Below are 17,785 nucleotides of genomic sequence, written 5' to 3' on the forward strand. Positions count from 1 at the left end.
GGTTCAGCGTTGTGGCGAATGGCTCGTATGTGAGGGCGATTTCTGCCTTCTGCAAGGCACCAGGCAGCCGTTGTAAGCTCGGTCAGCGTCGGAGGCTGCGCGTGCGTCGTGCATGCGGGCTACCGCGCATTCGCTGCCCGTTCATTCAATAATCGTTCCCGATGTCCAATCCGTCCGCCACCTCCACACGCATGAGCGCGCCCGAGTTGCGCGCGACCGTGTCGCTTGCCGCGATCTTCGCGCTGCGCATGCTGGGTCTCTTCATGATCATGCCCGTCTTCTCGATCTACGCGAAGACGATCCCGGGCGGCGACAACGTGCTGCTGGTCGGCATTGCGCTGGGTGCGTACGGCGTGACGCAGTCGCTGCTCTATATCTTCTACGGCTGGGTGTCCGACATGATCGGCCGCAAGCCGGTCATCGCGATGGGCCTGCTGATCTTCGCGCTGGGCAGCTTCGTCGCCGCGTTCGCGCACGACATGACGTGGATCATCGTCGGCCGGGTGATCCAGGGGATGGGCGCGGTGTCGTCGGCGGTGATCGCGTTCATCGCGGACCTGACGGCCGAAGAGCATCGCACCAAGGCGATGGCGATGGTGGGCGGCTCGATCGGCGTGTCGTTTGCGGTGGCGATCGTCGGCGCGCCGATCGTGTTTCACTGGCTCGGCATGAGCGGCCTGTTCGCGCTGGTCGGCATTTTCTCGATTCTGGCGATCGGCGTCGTGCTGTGGATCGTTCCCGACGCGCCGAAGCCCGTGCATGTGCCCGCGCCGTTCCGCGAAGTCCTGCACAACGCGGAACTGCTGCGTCTGAACTTCGGCGTGCTGGTGCTGCACGCGACGCAGACGGCGCTGTTTCTCGTGGTGCCGCGCATTCTGGAGGCGGGCGGCCTGCCCGTCTCGTCGCACTGGAAGATTTACCTGCCCGTGATGGGCCTCGCGTTCGTGATGATGGTCCCGGCGATCATCGCTGCGGAAAAGCGCGGCAAGATGAAGCCGGTGCTGCTGGGTGCGATTGGTCTTATCCTGATCGGCCAGTTACTTCTCGGCATCGCACCGCATACCATTCTGACTGTGGCCGCGATTCTGTTCGTCTACTTTCTCGGTTTCAACATTCTCGAGGCTTCGCAGCCTTCGCTGGTGTCGAAGCTGGCGCCGGGCACCCGCAAGGGCGCGGCGGCGGGCGTCTACAACACCACGCAGTCGATCGGCCTTGCAATGGGCGGCGTGATCGGCGGCTGGCTTTTGAAAGTCGATGGACAGAGCGCCGTGTTTTTTGCATGCTCAGGGCTTGTCGCTTGCTGGCTTATAATCGCGGCCAGCATGAAACAGCCGCCACGCAAGGCGTAACGCTTTTACGGCACGAATTTACAAGGCGGCGGTCAATCGGGGCGCAGCGGCGCGCTTTCCGTTCACTGACACAGGCGGCTGGGGCGCGAGGCGCCATCGGCGCCGCGTCGCCGGCAACGGAATCAACAGGAGAAACTCATGGCATCCGTGAACAAGGTCATTCTCGTCGGCAATCTGGGTGCCGATCCGGAAGTCCGTTATCTTCCGAGCGGCGACGCAGTGGCGAACATTCGCCTTGCCACGACTGATCGCTACAAGGACAAGCAATCCGGTGAATTCAAGGAAATGACGGAATGGCACCGCATTTCGTTCTTCGGGCGCCTGGCTGAGATCGTGTCGGAGTATCTGAAGAAGGGCTCGGCGGTGTACATCGAAGGCCGCATCCGCACGCGCAAGTATCAGGCGCAGGACGGCACCGACCGTTACTCGACGGAAATCGTCGCTGAACAGATGCAGATGCTCGGCGGCCGTGGTGGCGCGGGCGGCGGCGGTGGCGACGACGGCGGTTATAGCCGTGGCGAATCGATGGAGCGCGGCGGTGGCGGCGGTGGCCGCATGTCGGGCGGCGGCGGTGGTGCAGGCCGTGTGTCGGGCGGCGGTGGCGGCGGTCAGAGCCGTCCGAGCGCGCCGGCTGGTGGCGGGTTCGACGAAATGGACGACGATATTCCGTTCTGAAGCCGTCCACGACCACAAGCGTCGACGAACGAACACAAAAACACCCCGCCATCGAGCGGGGTGTTTTTTTACATGCCGACGTTTCGGCCGGATCGCAAACGCAAATCCGGTGTAAAGCGCCGGGCGAGAAGCCTCAAGCCACCCCGCCATTCGCCCGCAGAATCTGGCCGTTCACCCACGCGCCATCCGCCCCTGCAAGAAACGCGACCACGGAAGCAATATCGTCCGGTTGTCCCAGACGTTGCAGCGGCGGCATCTTCGCGAACGTCTGAATCTGCTCCTCCGTCTTGCCGTCGAGAAACAGCGAAGTCGCTACCGGCCCCGGCGCCACGGCATTGACGGTAATGTTCCGCCCGCGCAACTCCTTCGCGAACACATGCGTGAACGATTCGACGGCTGCCTTGGTTGCGTTGTAGATCGCGTAGCCCGGCATGTTCAGCGCGAGCGTCGTGCTCGAAAAGTTGACGATACGTCCGCCGCTATTCATCCGCGTTGCCGCTTCGCGCAGCGTGTTGAAGGTGCCGCGCACGTTGATATCGAAGGTTTGCGCGAACAGCGCGTCGCTGGTTTCTGCGAGCGGCAGCGTCTTCAGGATGCCCGCGTTGTTGACGAGTACGTCGACTTTGCCGAGTTGCTGTTCCGTCGCTTCGAACATGCGGCGCACGTCGTCGGCGTTCGAGACGTCTGCTTTCACCGCAATCGCCGCCGCGCCCTGCGCCTTCAGCTCCGCGACGAGCGCATCCGCTTCCTTCGAACTCGCCGCGTAGTTCACGACGAGCGCAAAGCCGTCGCTGGCGAGCCGCCGCGCGATGGCCGCGCCGATACCCCGCGACGCGCCCGTGACGATCGCAACCTGTGCATTCTTGACGTTGTTCATGATCCGATTCCTTGAAGTGGTGAGTGCGTGAGAAGGATGATCGGATATCTCGGCAAAGAGATAATCAGCCGAAAGTTGTTATCATCATTCCATTCACTTTAACAATGGCGCGGAAGCCAAGCCGCCGCATACCGTCATGGACCGTTTTCAGGAAATGCAGGTGTTCGTCCGTATCGCCGAGCGGCAGAGCTTCACGCGTGCGGCGGACGATCTGCAGATTCCGCGCGCGACCGTCACGAACCTGATGAAGCGGATGGAGCAGCGGCTCGGCGCGCGGCTGCTCGAACGCACGACGCGCACCGTGCGCCTCACCCACGACGGCGAAGCGTATTACCGCCGCTGCGTGCGTCTGCTCGCGGACATGGAAGAAGCGGAGGGTTCGTTTCGCGACGCCGCGCCCAAGGGTTTGTTACGCGTGAATTTGCAAGGCACGCTCGCGCGGCATTTCATCGTGCCCGCGTTGCCGACCTTTCTCGCGCGCTATCCGGGTATCGAATTGCATATCGGCGAAGACGACCGGCTGGTCGATCTGGTGCGCGAGGGTGTCGATTGCGTGCTGCGCGCGGGGAATCTGCAGGATTCGTCGATGGTCGGGCGGCGCGTCGCGCGGCTCGAACAGGTGACGGTCGCGAGCCCGGCGTATCTGGAACGCCACGGCATGCCCGACGATCTCGCCGCGCTCACCACGCATCGCGCCGTCAATTACATGTCGAGTGCGACGGGCAACGCGCTGCCGCTCGAATTCACCGTCGATGAACGCATCGTCGAGGTGAATCTCGAGGCGATTGTTTCCGTGACGGGCACTGATCTGTACACAGGCGCGTCCGTCGCTGGGCTGGGTCTCGTGCAGGTGCCGCGTTATCGCGTGGAAAGCGAACTCGCCGCGGGCAGCCTGGTTGTCGTGCTGCCGCAATTTCCGCCGCCGCCGATGCCCGTCACCGTGCTCTACCCGCAAAGCCGTCAGTTGTCGTCACGCGTGCGGGTGTTCGCGCAATGGCTGCGCGAGATCTTCGACGCGGCGGGCGGGCTGAAGGTCGGCTGAAGGTCGGCTAACAAGCGCCTAATGGCCGACCAAGGGGGGCGCGGAGGCGCGGTCGAGATGCGCGAGCGCATCGCGCATCGGCAGGCTGGAGGAAACGATCGGGCCCGTCAGCGGCGTGTCGAGATCGACGATCACATACACGGCCGATGCAATCGACACCGCGCCCAGCACGATCATCACGACGGCCAGCGCGTTGTGGGGCGCGACGATGCCGAAGCATAGAAAGATGATCATCAGCCAGAAGGTGAGCGTGGTGAGAAAGGGCTTCGAGATCGAGCTGTGCGCTTCTTCGATCAACTTCCAGCGGGCCTGGATGACGCGCTCGAAACGCGCGATGCATTCGGCCTGCGTGTGTTGCTGGTAGCTGTCGAGCGGCTGCAGCTGGCGCACGGCGACAAACGATTCATTCAGCATTTCGCCGAGCCCGATGCCTTCGAGCCTGTCGTGGTTCAGATCCGACTTGAATCGTGGATAGTCGCCCGACGGCGGGTCCTCCCCGGGCCATGTCGCGGCGATCGCGGCAGCGGTGTACGCGCGCAGCAGCGTACGCGAGTATTGCGCCTCGGGACCGTACTGACGCAGCGCCGCGTCGAGCTGGATCAGTTCTGCGGCATAAGAGCGGAAGTCGTTGCCGACGGTATCGAAGCTGCTTTTCGCGGATGCCGTGAGCAAGCCCAACACCAGCGCCGCGAACGTCACGAGCATCGTCATCACGAGCTGGATCAGCTGAAGCGTCTCGTGCCTGCGGTGCTCTTCAGGCAGATAAGCCTTGCCGAAAAAGCCGACGCCCGTTCCCGCCAGAAGCAGGGCGAACACCACGAGCGCTGACAAGGTCTCTTGCATGAGTCTGGTCCACATAGCCGTCGCCTAGCTAATGTCCAACAACTTTGCGGCGCGGGCAAGTTCCTATCCGAACTGTTAAATCCAGCGCAGAAAACCCAAATAGCGAGAAGAAATATTTAGCAAGGCGACACATGTCTATGCGCCAGATCAATTAGCGAGCGTTTCAGTCGAAAGCGACCTGACAGGCCATAAAGTTTTTCGCGAATCAGCCGTAACTGAAAATGTGGTGCGTTTGCTTAATTTTTAATCGGGTTGCGGACCTTGCCTATGGGCCTGGGCGCAGCAAGCCTGCCGTGGAACTCGACGAGTCCCGTCAGGCGGCCATAGGAGACATGCTTCATGTTGAAAGGTCTTTCGATTCGCGCATACCTTACGTTGATGGTCGTGCTGTTCGGCGTGGTATTGCTGATCGGCGCGGCGGCGGGTCTGTTATCGCTGCGTGAGAGCAATGCGTCGCTACAACAGATGTACACCGTCGATACGCCCGCCGTCGCGGATCTCGAAGGCAGCGCCGGCCAGCTGTTGCGCCTGCGTCTCGCGCTGGCAACCTACTCCTCGCTGATCGAGCTGAACGATCAGGAAGGCGCCGACGCGGTGCTGAAGCGTTTCGATACGTATCAGAAGGTGTCGAACGAACGTCTTGCGCATTACATCAGCAAGGCCAGCAACGACGCCGACGAACAGCGTCTCATCAAGGACATGCAGGACAAGCGCGATGCGTTCCTGCACGAAGGCGCCGAGCCCGCGCTCGCGGCGCTCAAGTCCGGCGACAAGGCGGCCTTCCAGCAACTTCAGGCGCACAAGCTGTCGCCGCTCTACAGCGCTTATGAAAAGGCGATGCTGACGCTCGAAAAGCTGCAGCTCGATCACGCCGAGCAACGTTACCAGGAAGCACAGCAACTCTTCTACACGATCAGCGTCGCGGTCGCGATCGGCATGGCGGCTACGCTGATCTTCGCGTGGCTCGGACGCATGATGATGGTTCGCGCCATCGTCCATCCCGTCGATGCCACCATCGAACAGTTCCAGCGCATCGCGAACGGCGATCTGACGGGCCGTATCGACAACGTTAGCGACAACGAAATGGGACGTCTCGCGGCGGCGCTGCGCAAGATGCAGGAGTCGCTGATCGCGACGGTGAACACCGTGCGTCACGGCACCGATTCGATCGATACGGGTGTGAGCGAAATCGCCGCAGGCAATACGAACCTGTCGCAACGCACGGAAGAGCAGGCGGCGTCGCTGGAAGAAACAGCGGCGAGCATCGAAGAGCTCACGTCGACCGTCAAGCAGACGGCCGACAACGCCAAGCAGGCAAGCTCGCTCGCGCAGGGCGCATCGACACTCGCAGCGCAGGGCGGCGATCTCACGCAGCAGGTGGTGGGCACGATGCAGAAGATCGTCGACGACTCGCGGCGCATTGCGGATATCGTCGGCGTGATCGAAGGCATCGCGTTTCAGACCAATATTCTCGCCTTGAACGCGGCCGTCGAGGCAGCGCGCGCGGGCGAGCAGGGCCGTGGCTTTGCAGTGGTGGCGAGCGAGGTGCGCTCGCTTGCGCAGCGTAGCGCGGCAGCGGCGAAGGAGATCAAAGGTCTGATCGGCGAATCGAACGAGCGCGTGACGGCGGGCGCGGACCTCGTGCAGCGTTCGGGCTCGACGATGACGGACATCGTCGATGCAATCGCGCGTGTCAGCGCGATCATGAGCGAGATCGCGGAGGCCGCGACCGAGCAAAGCACGGGCATCGATCAGGTGAATCTCGCCGTCGCGCAGATGGACGAAGTGACGCAGCAGAACGCGGCGCTCGTCGAGCAGGCGGCGGCAGCGGCGAGTTCGCTCGAAGAGCAGGCGCGCCGGCTGACGACAGCGGTGGCCGTGTTCCGCACGGACAGCGGGCAGGCATCGGCGTCGCGAGGTGCAGCGCGCCATGTCGTGACACACAGGCAGGACGTGGCGATGCAGATGGAGGCGGCGGAAGCGGTTTGATCGCGGTGGCCAGGCATGAGTGAATCGCGAAGTGCGATTCACTCGCGGCACAGAAATGCACGGCCATACAACAAAACGGCGGTGCAAGCCTTCAGGCTTGCACCGCCGTTCGTCTTTCGACGTAACGCTTCAAGGCTGCCTTTCAGCGTAATACTTCGCGGCCCCGTCGATCTCTTCCGGCGTCATATTGCGCGCCACGTTGCGCATCTGTTCGTTGATGTCGTTATGACGGTCGCCGTTGGCGAACGCGCGCAGCTGCGCCGCCATATACACCGACGACTGCCCGCCCAGCCAGGGCGCGGCACCCTTGCGATCGCGGTCGCCGTGACAGGCCGCGCAAGGCGCGATGTTGCGCATCGGCGAGCCTTCGTTGACGAACTTGCGGATGGTCGCGTCATCCGTGGTTGCCTGCTCGACGGCGGCGGGACGGGGCAGCGTCGAATAGTAGTTCGCGAGGTCGTGCAGATCGCGGTCGTTCAGATGCGCAATGATGGGCGGCATGATCGCGTTCGCGCGCTGGCCGCTCTGGTAGTCGCGCAACTGCTTGTAGACCACGTCGGCATATTGCCCGGCGAGCACGGGCGCCGTGACCTGGATCAGGCTTTCGACGCCGTGACACATCGAGCAGTTCTGCGCCAGCGTAGCGCCACGCCCGATCGAGTCGGCGCTCGGGCGCGTGCGTCCCCACGGCGGCAGAGGCGGCAGCACGAGCACGTTGCTCGGCGCGGGGCCGGCGATGTTGTCGCTTTGCGTGAACCAGCTCGACGGCGCGCCCGCTGCGCTGCAGATCGTCGCCCACAGCCCGCGTTGCGTGAAGTCGGGATGCTTCGACGGCAGCCAGACAAAGCCGATCAGGATCGACACGACGGCAATCACGATCACGCCGCCGACGCTCGACGTGAACCACCGGTTGCTGAGGCTGAAGACGCGTTCTTCGTTCATGACCGCGCTCCCACCGATACGGCCGGCACCGAAGTCTGCTGCAAGCCGAGCAGTTGCGCGATGGGCACGCTGTAGTTGACGATCGTCAGTCCGATCATCAGCGCGACCCACAGGCCGAAGCTGTTCAACGCCGCGGGCACGCGTTCGACGGGATGGACAGGCGCGCTGAAGCGGAATTGCCTGGGCTGCTCGATCGCGCCGAACTGCGCCTTCGCGAGAATGTAGAGAAACAGGAACCCGGAGATCACCAGAATCAACCCGCCGAATGCCGACACGGCGACCCAGACGGCTTGCGGCGCAATCGCGGGGTTGCTGTAGTCGTAGTACGCCATGCGGCGCGGCGCGCCCAGCAAACCGACGTAATGCCAAGGCAGCGTAACGACCATCATGCCGATGAACCACAGCCACAACTGCCAGCGGATCAGGCTCAGCGAGCCGATCGCACGGCCCGTCAGTTGCGGCCACAACTCATACGCAATCGCGAAGTACATGATGACGATCGCGCCGCCGAAGATCAGGTGGAAGTGCCCCGTGACCCACTGCGTGTTGTGAATGGTCTCGTTCAGCTGATAGCTCATGTTGATGAGCCCGCCCGCGCCGCCGAAGCCGAGCATGATGAACGAGAACGCGATGACGAGCATCATCGGGTTGTCCCACGGCAGCGCTTTCAGCCAGCCGAATGCGCCCTTGCCGCCGCGCAGCCGTCCGGCGATTTCCACCGATGCGCAGATGGTGAACACGGTGAGCAGGGTCGGCACCGACACCATGCCCGTGAACACGGCATGCACGAACTTGAAGCCCGCACCGACCTGCGGATCGGCGAACAGATGGTGGATGCCGATCGGCATCGCGAACACGAGGAACAGGATGAACGACACGCGCGCCATCGAATCGCTATACAGCCTGCCGCCAATCGCGCGCGGCACCAGCGTGTAGTACGCGATATACGACGGCACCAGCCAGAAATAGACGATCGCGTGCAGCGTCCACGAGAACAGCACGCGGGCCAGGCCCGCGTCGATGGTCGACTTCAGGCCGAGTGCGACGGGCAGAATCTGCAACAGGATTTCGAGCGCGGCGCCCACGGCCGTCCATGCCCACAGATACGCGCCCGCCACGTTCGCGTACATCGCGAGCGGCACCGGTTTGCCGCGATTCGCGCGCTTCCAGATGTGCAGGTTGATGCCCATCAGCGCGACCCAGATCCACGAGCCGACCACCACGAGCACGACGCCGAGGTAATAGAACGGGCTGCCGATCATCGGCGGATAGAACGTGAAGAGCACCGATGCCTGGCCCGCCGCGACGGGGATCATCGCCATCACCGCGCCGACCACCAGCAGGACGAACGCGCCCCACGCCCACTTCAACCCCACCAGCGCCTGTTGCAGCGCGAGTTCGACGATCGCATAGCCGAAGCCCATCGCCACCAGCGTGGGCAGCACGTAGGCCATGACGGTGCCGTGCGCCGTCACCGAGCGGTAGTACAGCTCCGGTTCGCCGATCCACGGATGCAGCGGACTGCGCACGAGCATCTGCCATGCGCCCAACAGCAGCGCGATTCCGAACGCGATGAACGCGAGCCAGAAGTGCGCGAGAACGAGTCGCTTAGCGTGAAACACAGCTGAGCCTCCGATGTTGTTTTGCCTGTTCGAAGAAGGCAGCCTTGTCGATTACCTTCACGTGCGCCCACATCGTCTGGTGGCCGAAGCCGCAGAACTCGTGGCAGGGCATCAGGTGATCGGCGGGTTTGTCGAAGAAGGAGGAAAACGTCGCGACGTAGCCCGGCACGACCATCGTGTTGATGTTCGTGTCCGTGACGAGCAGGCCATGCACGACGTCGGCGCTGGTCGTGCGGAACGTGATGTCCGTGCCGGCGGGCACGACCAGGCATTGCGGCGTGAACGAGTATTGCTGCGCGATGAAGCGCACGACGACCTTGCCGTCGGGATCGACGCCTGTTCCCAGATTGCTTTCGACGAATTCGCCCGACATTTGCAGCCGCGACGGGTCGACGGTTTCGACGCGCGACGGCGGCATCATCGCGTAGTGCAAGCCCGAGTACACGACGACCACGAGCATGAACACGACGATCGCGATGACGAACCAGGCCCAGCGCCGTTCAGAGCGCTCGGCGATGTCGTGGCCGTTATCGGGCGAGTGAGAAGGTTGGGTCGACATGATCAGTGAATGACGCCGCGCGGCAGAAACACGAGAAAGTAAAAGCCGATCCAGATTGCCAGCACCACCACGGCTGCTACGCCCGCGACCGCGATTGCGCCGTGCGGGCCTTGCGCGACGATGCGTTGGACTTCGTCGTCCGAAGCGTTGCCGGAACGGTCGCCGGAGTGAACGTTAGGGTCCATCTGCCATATCTCCGAGGACAGGGTTTATGCGACTGATGTGTGCTAGCGCAACGGCGCCTTGCGCAGTTCATTGACCTGCTTCGCCGTCACAGGCTGGCCATGATTGCCCCAAGCGGTGCGGATATACGTGACGACGGCGGCGAGATCGGTGTCGTTCAGCTCCTGCGCGAACGGCGGCATGCCATACGGCTCGGGGTTGCGCCGCGTGCCGGGCGGGAAACCGCCGTTCAGCACGATGCGAATCGGGTTGACGGCCGAGTCCATTTCGATCGACTGGTTGTGCGCCAGCGGCGGATAGTGCTGCAGTCGCCCTTCACCGTGCTCGCCGTGACAGGTCGCGCACTTCTGCATGTAGATGCGCTGGCCGTTCTCGAACACGGCCGGCTTCACGGTCGCCGACGGGCCCGTCTTGCGGCCGGGGTCGTTGTCGGGCAGCGTCTTCAGATAGACGGCCATCGCCTTGACGTCGTCATCGCTCAGGTACTGGAGGCTGTGATACGTGACCTCGGCCATCGGGCCATAGACCGCGCCGCGATCCGAGATGCCCGCCTGCAACAGATCGACGATGTCCTTGATGCTCCAGTCGCCGAGACCGCCGTCCTTGTCGGACGTGAGCGACGGCGCGTACCAGTTCTGCACGGGGATCAGGCCGCCCGCGAACTGCTCGCTCTTCGACGAGCCGCCGAGCAGATTGATCTTCGTGTGACACATCGAACAGTGGCCGAGCCCTTCCACCAGATACGCGCCGCGATTCCATTCGACCGAACGGCTCGGGTTCGGCTGATACTCGCCTTCGCGAAAATACAGCGAGCGCCAGCCGATCAGCAGCTCGCGCTGATTGAACGGGAAGCGCAGCTCCAGCTTGCGGCTCGGTTGATGGACGGGTTCCACCGACTGCAGATACGCGAAGATCGCATCGGAGTCTTCGCGCGTGACTTTGGTGTAGGCCGCAATCGGCATCACCGGATAGATCAGCTTGCCGTCGGGACTTTTACCCGTGCGCATCATCTTGAAGAACTCGTCGGCGGTCCATTTGCCGATGCCGTACTCCTTGTCGGAGCTGATGTTCGGCGTGTAGAACGTGCCGAACGGCGTCTCCATCGCGAGGCCGCCGCCGAACGTCTTGCCGCGCGGCGCGGTGTGACAGGCCACGCAGTCGCCCGCGCGCGCAAGATACTCGCCGCGCCTGACGATCTCGGGGCGCGTGTCCGGTCCAGCAGGCGGCGCGGCTTCTGCCGCATGCGCGCAGGCGACGAGCGGCGAGTTCGGCGCGAGCGTGGCGAGCGTGAACATGGCGCCCACGGCGAGCGACACGGCGATGCGGCGCGCGACGCGCGGCATGCGATACACGGAGCTGATCGACACGGAGCTAAAGGAGAGAGTCTTCATTCCGGTTGGCTCCCACATGCGAGCGGCAGCTTGCCGGGCAATCGCGGCACGGGACGCGGATCGGCGGGACGCGGCTGGCGCGCGAGCCAGCTCGATACGGCGGTGATGTCCTTGTCGCTCAGCTTGACGGCGATGGTGTGCATGCAGTCCGGTGCGAGCGCGTGACGCGTGCCCGAGCGCCACGTGCCCATCTGCCCGGCGATATAGCTCGCATGCAGACCGAGCAGACCGGGGATGCCAGGTTGCTGGCCCGTCAAACGCTCGCCATGACAGGCGGCGCAGGCCGGTATGCCGCGCTTCGTGTCGCCTTGCATGACGACCTGCTTGCCGTAATCGAGCGTCGCTTGCGGCACCGGGTTGGTGTCGGGATTCGGATACGGCGGCTGCAGATCGGCGAAGTACTGACTGATCTTGTGCAGGTACTCGTCGGGCAAAAATGCGAGCAGATAACCCATCGGCGGATAGGTGCGGCCGCCGTCGCGAAACGCCGTCAACTGATTGAACAGGTATTCGGCGGGCTTGCCCGCGATACGCGGAAAGTAATCGTTGTTGCGTCCCTGGCCCTGCGCGCCGTGGCAGGTCGTGCAGGCGTGCATTTTCTCGTCCATCGCCGACGGCGCGGGTGCGTCATTCGACGCTGCGGATGACGCTCGCGCACAAAGGGCGCACAGCAGCAAAAGGATCGAAGAGCCGATGGTTCTGCGATGCACGACTGGCCTCGTAGGGAAATAGGGTTTGTAGGTATCGTTGTGTTGCACCCTTGAGAAGAAACGCATTGCGCTCTTCTCTTTTGCTTCTCTACCGCTGCCGCATAAGCGACCCACGACATGCGAATAACTGCTTCTCTTGCATACTTGATGCGCGGCGACGACAGTCTAGTCAAGCCCGTAAAAGCCCGCAGAAGAGGGTACGGATTGACGCGCGTATGCCTCGCGCCTGCCGTCGATGCGGCGAACGCGTCGACACAGTAAGGCATCGGGATGACGTTGGCGTTGCAATCATCATAGGTGGCAATCGGGCGCGTTTCAACGCAGCAAAAACAGTTGCAGCAATTGTCGTGTCAACTAAGCACTTGTGCAGATACTGCAAATGCATTCACGCGAGCAGACGCATGAACGCTTCGCGCGCATCGGTGACGCGTGCGTTTTCGCCGGGACGTCCTGGCAGCAAATGGAACTCGACGGCAGGCAACTGGGGCAGGCCGATGGCCGGCGGACACAGCACCATGCCCGGGCCGATCGACGATTCATTCAGACATGAGATGCCGAGCCCTGCCTTCAACGCCAGTTGCAGACCCGCCATGCCCGATGCCGAATGCGAGACGAGATACGGCACCTTGTTCTCGTCCAGCAATCTGACGACGAAGCGTTGCAGCTGACACGTGGACGGCAGCAGCACGAGATGAAAAGGCGCGGCGACGTGTCTCGGCTCGGCGTCGGCGGACATGGCCCACACCAGCTTTTCGCGCCGCACGACGGTGCTCGCCGCGTGCGGCCGGTTCGATACTGCGCGCTTCGTGTCCGGCGCGACGATGCGCAGCGACAGGCCGATATCGAACGTCGTGTCGTCTTCGACGCTGCTGTCGATCACCGCGCTCGGCAGCACGGTTACATGCAGCCGCAGCCGCGGATGCTGCTCCGAAAACATTTTCAGCACGCGCGCGACATCCTGCGGCCGATAGTAGTCGGTGATCGCGATGCGCAGTTCGCCGTCGAGCGAGCGGCCTTGCAGATCTTCGAACGCCGCTTCGCTCATCGCCAGAATGCGGCGCGCGTGGTCCAGCAGCTTCGCGCCCGCGGGCGTCGCGGTGACGCCATGCTTGCCGCGCAAGAACAGCGGCTGGCCCGCGCGCTCTTCAAGCTTCTTCAACTGCTCGCTCGCCGACGATTGCGACAGGAACAAGCGCTCCGCACCCGCCGACACGCTGCCCGCTTCCGCGACGGCAACGAAGGTGCGCAACTGCGCAAGGTCGAACGCACGTTGGTTCATGTTTCGGATTTTCCGATGGATGACATCCTATTTTCCCGCTTTTCCGATTGATCGTCCAATCCTACGATGGTCGCCAACCGATACAACTGGAGGCGAGCGTGGGACAGGGATCTGGAATGGGCGGCAATCACCGCTGGAAGGTGCTGGGCGTCGGTTTTGCCGCGAACGCGAGCTTTTCGGCCGCGTTTTCGGGCATTCCGACGACGGCGATTTTTCTGCGCAATGGCTATCACATAGGCAACGGCGGGCTCGGCCTCGTGCTCGGCATGTTGGGGCTCGGCATCGCCGTCAGCGAATTGCCATGGGGATTGCTCACCGACCGATGGGGCGACCGGCGCGTGCTGCTGCTCGGCCTCCTGACGACGGCCGCCGCGCTCGCCGCGATGGCAGGCCTCGTGGTGCCGCACGGCGCCGTTGCGCCCGGCATCGTGCCGCTCGCGCTCGGATTGCTGGCCGTCGGGCTGCTGGGCGGCAGCGTCAATGGGTCGAGCGGGCGCGCGGTGATGGCGTGGTTTCGCGAAGGCGAGCGCGGCCTCGCGATGAGCATCCGGCAGACGGCCGTGCCCGCAGGCGGCGGATTGGGCGCGCTGGCGTTGCCTTCGCTTGCCGCGCATTTCGGCTTCGTCGCCGTGTATGGCGTGCTCGCCGTGCTGTGTGCGGTGACCGCGTGGTTCGCGTGGCGCTGGCTGCACGAGCCGCCCGTCGCGGCTGCGTCGGCCGGCCAGCAATCAGGGGCGGGCGGCGAGCCCGCGGCTTCCTCGGCCGAGTCTGTTTCGCCGCTGCGCGATGCCGGCGTGTGGCGTGTTGCGCTCGGCATCGGCGTGCTGTGCGTGCCGCAGCTCGCCGTCGTGACGTTCGCGACGGTCTTTCTTCACGACTTCGGCCATGCAGGCGTGTTCGAGATCAGCGCGGCAATGGCCGCCGTGCAGACGGGCGCCGCCGTCGCGCGCGTGTGGAGCGGGCGCTGGACGGACCGGCACGGCAACCGGCGTCAGTACATGCGCGCTTGCAGCGTGTTGACGGCGCTGCTGTTCGCGACGCTCGCGCTGATTGCCGCGGGCGCCAACGGCGCGCACGGCGCGCACGGCGCGCATGGCGCAATCGCGATCGTGCTCGCGGCGATGGTGGTGCTCGGTGGCGTGAGCGCGTCCGCATGGCACGGCGTCGCCTACACCGAACTTGCGACGCTCGCGGGCACGCGCCGCGCCGGCACCGCGCTGGCGATGGGCAACACGTGCGCGTTCATGACCCTGTTCGTGACGCCGCTCGCCATCCCGCCGCTGCTCGCGGCGACATCGTGGCCGGCCGTGTGGGCGATCGCGAGCGCGTGCGCGCTGATTGCGCTGCCCATCTTCCCGCGCCCTGTGCGCACGGCGCGGTATGCGTCGAGAGCCAGGGCGTGATCGCGTCGACACTTTTCTGAACATCTCTTTTGGCGTCCGGTGATGAGCCGGACGCCTTTTTTATTTGCGGTATTGCTTCGAGGTGAAGTTAATCGAGTTCGTCCTATGGATGGAATTCGATCTGATGTGTCTGATGTTTCTGCTGTGAAAGTAGGAATTATTTTAGAGGTTGATTTAACGGGTTTCGATTTCTAAGGGAGTTCTTCTCTCGTGAGCGTATTTCGTGACCGCTATTCCGCGACGTGCCTCGTACTCAAGGCGAATCTAAGATGCATTGGCGCGATGTTGCGAGAACGAGCCGGGTGCGCCGATCGCCTCTGCGTGCCGTCGTTCTGAGCGCTGTGGTTTCCTAGCAGCTCTTTGGAAATTTCGGAAATAGCGTGATGAAAATGGTTAAGCGCTATCTCAATGGAGAATTCTGAAATCGGTAATTACTCAACGAACCTTGTAGTTTATCTTTGAATCGGCCATTGATTCGGAACTCTCTGATATTCCGTTTTTGACGTAAATGTTTTGATTCATTTGTCGGAACATGATTCGCTATATGTCGCGAGCGCTGTCGTAAAGCGGGCTCGTTTCGACGTTGCTGCGAAATGAGCGTTTCGACATCGACAAACACAAACCAATAACAAGGCGGCAATAGTGAATCTTCGAATCATGCTGGCAGACGATCATCCGTTTGTTCTGCTCGGTATCCGGGCCACGCTCGTGGCGCACGGAGGATTCACGATCGTCGGCGAGGCGACGAACCCTTCGTCGCTCGTTCAACTGATGAGCAAGACCTCATGCGATGTGCTGGTCACGGACCTGACCATGCCGGATGCGTCGGGTGACGCGGACGACGGGCTGCGGCTGATCCGGCGCATCCGGGGCGGCTGGCCCGAGGTGCGCATCGTCGTGCTGACCAGTTTGACTAACGCGGCCATTCTCCGGTCGATCATGTCCGACGGCGTGACCGGCATGCTCAACAAGAGCGAATCAATGGACGAGCTGGCCGCGGCTATCCGCGCGGCGGGCGCGGGCCGTTCCTACGTCAGCCAGTCGATCCTGCTGACGCTCGCAGAAGCGAGCGGTGAGCCAATTGGCATATCGCCCATGCGCAATCTTTCCCCACGCCAGGCCGAGGTGATCCGCATGTTCGTGCGCGGCAAGTCGATCTCCGAAATCGCCCGTGACCTGGGGCGGGATGTGCGGACGGTCAGCCGCCAAAAGCGCGACGCAATGGCGAAGCTGGGCGTCAGCAACGACCCAGGGCTTTTTGCGTTCGTGCGGGCGTACGGTTTCGCACAGAAAGTTATACAGGACCGCTAATCAAGCGTAGTTGTTAGAGGTTCATTCAAATTCAGAGAAGTCTTATGTCGGGAAGCGGTTGAATGTCTGATCCTCAGCCGGCTAAAGGCTCGCCAAATCAATACCAATCTACAGAGCACAGGGAGCGATCACGCGTGAATATCAGAAAGGATGTGACACGGCCAATCCGCACCGTCATCGCCGACGACCATCCATTGGTCCTGCTCGCGATGGAGAATCTGATGTCGGGGTTCCCCAATATCGAGATCGTTGGGAAGGCAACGGACTCATCGGAGCTGTTCGCCGAGGCGCAGCGTATCAAATGCGAGCTGGTCGTCATGGATCTGCACATGCCCGGCGGCGTATATGGCGACGGCGTCGAAATGGTTCGACAGTTCAAGGAACGTCATCCCGACGTCGTGGTCGTGGTGCTGACCATGGAAACCGCGGCGGATTGCCTGCAAAAGGTGATTTCGCTGGGCGTGGGTGCGGTCCTCAGCAAGCGCGACCGTATCGATCTGATCCATGTGGCGATCATCACCGCGTTGGCGCGCGAATGCTATGTCGGCCCCGCCATTCGCGTGCTGCTCGCCGACGCCACGTTGTCGCGCCGGATCGACTATGTCCGACAGGTTCTTTCGCGACGCGAACTCGAAGTGTTGACGCACTATGCGACCGGGCGCGGCGTGACCGAAATTGCGCTGAGGCTCGGCCGCAGCGTCAAGACCATCAGCGCACAGAAATGCACTGCAATGCGCAAGCTGTCGCTGCATAGCGATGCCGATTTATTCCGGTTCGCCGTCGAACATGGACTGGTGCCTGACGATCCATCAAGCAGCCCCGGCGGGTCGGGCAAAAGAGGCTGACGCAGCGAAGCTGCAACCCTGGCGAAGTGACCGTCCTCGAGGGGAACGCGCTGTACGGTGACGGTCCATCAACAAGATCACAACAAGATGGAAAACAAGATTCGCGTCATCGTCGCCGACGATCACGCGTGTGTACGCGTGGGCGTCAGGTGTCTGCTTGAACAGATCGCCCATGTGTCGGTGGCGGGCGAAGCAGCGAACACGCAGGCGCTCGCCGAACTGCTCGATGCATGCGCATGCGACGTCGTCGTAACGGATATCGGCATGCCGGGCATCGACGGAGAAAGCAATGCGATCCAGTTCCTGCGGCGGTTGCTGCATCAGACGCCTCAGTTGCCGGTTGTCGTGCTCACCATGATTCATCAGCCGTCCATCCTGATGGGGCTGCTGCAGCATGGCGTTGCGGCGATCGTCGACAAGCGGGATATCACCGCATCGTTGGTTCACGCAATCGACGCTGCGCTGACTGGTCAAGGTTATGTGTCAGATCACGCGCGCGCCGCCATTGCGAAGGCGGGCACACCGCAGCCGCGGGCCGGCGTGATGAGCGCAGGCGAATGGAAAGTCTTCACGATGTACGTGAGCGGTCTGACCATCGGCCAGATTGCCGCCAGGCTGAACCGTAGCGCAAAGACGATCAGCACGCAGAAGCGCAATGCAATGCGCAAGCTCGGACTCGAGACGGAGGCTGACGTGATCGACTTTGCCTGCCAGATCGGCCTCACCTGAATGGTTTAGGAGTTGTCTGATTCTCTATCTCGTTCA

At 62.8% G+C, this 17,785-nt stretch carries 17 protein-coding genes; 8 read left to right on the forward strand and 9 right to left on the reverse strand.

Translation table 11 applies throughout. The features are described from left to right. Positions 1–161: 161 nt before the first annotated feature. Together C2L66_RS01895 and C2L66_RS01900 are read left to right on the forward strand one after the other, a co-directional pair. Positions 162–1,349, forward strand: a complete 1,188-nt coding sequence (locus C2L66_RS01895; RefSeq protein ID WP_098021490.1) for an MFS transporter — start codon at positions 162–164, stop codon at positions 1,347–1,349. Positions 1,350–1,487: 138 nt separating this feature from the next. Further along, positions 1,488–2,024 carry a single-stranded DNA-binding protein gene (locus tag C2L66_RS01900; protein ID WP_054929668.1) on the forward strand — a complete coding sequence of 179 codons (537 nt, stop codon included), beginning with the start codon at positions 1,488–1,490 and terminating at the stop codon, positions 2,022–2,024. A gap of 133 nt (positions 2,025–2,157) precedes the next feature. Here the strand turns inward: C2L66_RS01900 and C2L66_RS01905 are convergent, their stop codons facing one another. Beyond that, entirely contained in the window at positions 2,158–2,901 is a 744-nt protein-coding gene (locus C2L66_RS01905) for an SDR family oxidoreductase (protein ID WP_060599297.1), read from the reverse strand. Positions 2,902–3,037: 136 nt separating this feature from the next. On the opposite strand from C2L66_RS01905, the gene C2L66_RS01910 reads away from it, so the two are divergent. Then, complete coding sequence (locus C2L66_RS01910; RefSeq protein ID WP_054929670.1) at positions 3,038–3,943, forward strand: LysR family transcriptional regulator; 906 nt, start codon at positions 3,038–3,040, stop codon at positions 3,941–3,943. A gap of 18 nt (positions 3,944–3,961) precedes the next feature. On the opposite strand, the gene C2L66_RS01915 is transcribed toward C2L66_RS01910, so the two are convergent. Then, positions 3,962–4,786 (reverse strand): bestrophin-like domain, encoded by an 825-nt coding sequence (locus C2L66_RS01915; protein ID WP_054929671.1) that lies wholly within the window; start codon positions 4,784–4,786, stop codon positions 3,962–3,964. Between the two features lie 339 nt (positions 4,787–5,125). Here C2L66_RS01915 and C2L66_RS01920 point away from each other — a divergent pair, with 339 nt between their 5' ends. Then, the gene (locus tag C2L66_RS01920) at positions 5,126–6,775 is read left to right on the forward strand and encodes a methyl-accepting chemotaxis protein (protein ID WP_054929672.1); all 1,650 of its coding nucleotides are present in this window, start codon (positions 5,126–5,128) and stop codon (positions 6,773–6,775) included. Between the two features lie 129 nt (positions 6,776–6,904). Here the strand turns inward: C2L66_RS01920 and C2L66_RS01925 are convergent, their stop codons facing one another. The 7 genes from C2L66_RS01925 to C2L66_RS01955 form a co-directional block, all read right to left on the reverse strand. Further along, positions 6,905–7,717 carry a c-type cytochrome gene (locus C2L66_RS01925; RefSeq protein WP_054929673.1) on the reverse strand — a complete coding sequence of 271 codons (813 nt, stop codon included), beginning with the start codon at positions 7,715–7,717 and terminating at the stop codon, positions 6,905–6,907. Beyond that, positions 7,714–9,339 carry a b(o/a)3-type cytochrome-c oxidase subunit 1 gene (locus C2L66_RS01930; protein ID WP_060599296.1) on the reverse strand — a complete coding sequence of 542 codons (1,626 nt, stop codon included), beginning with the start codon at positions 9,337–9,339 and terminating at the stop codon, positions 7,714–7,716. The genes C2L66_RS01925 and C2L66_RS01930 overlap by 4 nt, the downstream gene beginning before the upstream one ends. Further along, positions 9,326–9,898: a cupredoxin domain-containing protein gene (locus C2L66_RS01935; RefSeq protein WP_054929675.1), complete on the reverse strand. Its 573-nt coding sequence runs from the start codon at positions 9,896–9,898 to the stop codon at positions 9,326–9,328. The genes C2L66_RS01930 and C2L66_RS01935 overlap by 14 nt, the downstream gene beginning before the upstream one ends. A 2-nt stretch (positions 9,899–9,900) precedes the next feature. Beyond that, entirely contained in the window at positions 9,901–10,083 is a 183-nt protein-coding gene (locus C2L66_RS01940) for a hypothetical protein (protein ID WP_054929676.1), read from the reverse strand. Between the two features lie 42 nt (positions 10,084–10,125). Beyond that, positions 10,126–11,472 (reverse strand): c-type cytochrome, encoded by a 1,347-nt coding sequence (locus C2L66_RS01945; protein ID WP_060599295.1) that lies wholly within the window; start codon positions 11,470–11,472, stop codon positions 10,126–10,128. Then, positions 11,469–12,182, reverse strand: a complete 714-nt coding sequence (locus C2L66_RS01950; protein WP_035986656.1) for a c-type cytochrome — start codon at positions 12,180–12,182, stop codon at positions 11,469–11,471. The genes C2L66_RS01945 and C2L66_RS01950 overlap by 4 nt, the downstream gene beginning before the upstream one ends. 385 nt (positions 12,183–12,567) lie before the next feature. Continuing rightward, on the reverse strand, positions 12,568–13,461 hold the full coding sequence (locus tag C2L66_RS01955) for a LysR family transcriptional regulator (RefSeq protein WP_060599294.1): 894 nt from the start codon (positions 13,459–13,461) through the stop codon (positions 12,568–12,570). Positions 13,462–13,577: 116 nt separating this feature from the next. Between C2L66_RS01955 and C2L66_RS01960 the strand changes: the two genes are divergently transcribed. The 4 genes from C2L66_RS01960 (at position 13,578) to C2L66_RS01975 (ending at position 17,749) form a co-directional block, all read left to right on the forward strand. After that, a complete protein-coding gene (locus C2L66_RS01960; protein WP_060599293.1) occupies positions 13,578–14,864 on the forward strand; it encodes an MFS transporter in 1,287 nt (428 codons plus the stop codon). Between the two features lie 657 nt (positions 14,865–15,521). Continuing rightward, a complete protein-coding gene (locus C2L66_RS01965) occupies positions 15,522–16,175 on the forward strand; it encodes a response regulator transcription factor (RefSeq protein ID WP_054929681.1) in 654 nt (217 codons plus the stop codon). 134 nt (positions 16,176–16,309) lie between these two features. Then, positions 16,310–17,020, forward strand: coding sequence for a response regulator transcription factor (locus tag C2L66_RS01970; protein WP_060599292.1), 711 nt, complete (start codon positions 16,310–16,312; stop codon positions 17,018–17,020). A gap of 87 nt (positions 17,021–17,107) precedes the next feature. Beyond that, positions 17,108–17,749 carry a response regulator transcription factor gene (locus C2L66_RS01975; RefSeq protein WP_060599291.1) on the forward strand — a complete coding sequence of 214 codons (642 nt, stop codon included), beginning with the start codon at positions 17,108–17,110 and terminating at the stop codon, positions 17,747–17,749. The last annotated feature ends 36 nt before the right edge of the window (positions 17,750–17,785 follow it).

Origin of the sequence: Paraburkholderia caribensis, from assembly GCF_002902945.1 — a bacterium.
In the GTDB taxonomy this organism is placed as follows: Bacteria; Pseudomonadota; Gammaproteobacteria; order Burkholderiales; family Burkholderiaceae; genus Paraburkholderia; species Paraburkholderia caribensis.